The sequence below is a fragment of the Pedobacter sp. 01N416 genome, from assembly GCF_056399685.1.
This window is the reverse complement of sequence record NZ_JBFTRT010001104.1, coordinates 1-453: the sequence shown is the minus strand read 5'-3', so window position 1 is coordinate 453 and position 453 is coordinate 1. Positions and strand designations below refer to the sequence as shown.

Genomic DNA, 453 nt, shown 5'->3' with positions numbered 1-453 from the left:
ATCCAACGTTATCTGCTACAGAAACCTTAGCGGGCGATAAAGTTTTAAATGATGGTACAAATGATTTCGGATTCTATACCGATCCAAAAGCGTCATTTGCATCTGTAAAGCCACCATATTCTGGTAATTATAAAGGGATAATAATCAATAAAATCGTTAATGATAAAATACTTCCACAACTACGCATAACTAATGCAAATGATATTGGCGCTTTAAGCACTAACATTGATGCTCCTGAATGTGTAATTTCAGGCTTTATAAGTGATGTAAATGGTGGTGATGGCAACAATGAATACGTTCAGCTCAGGGCTACTAAAGATATTAATTTTGCCAACACGCCTTTTTCTTTGATAGTTTCTAACAATGCTGGAGCATCTGTACCAACGGGTGTACCAGCACAAGGTTGGGCAACTGGCCAGCAGCGTACATACAAAATAAATCTAACTTCTGGCA

Annotated in this window: 1 pseudogene; it reads left to right on the top strand. The window is 37.7% G+C overall.

The features are described from left to right. Positions 1–453, top strand: a pseudogene (locus AC1DND_RS29440) (DUF5689 domain-containing protein); the annotation flags it as partial.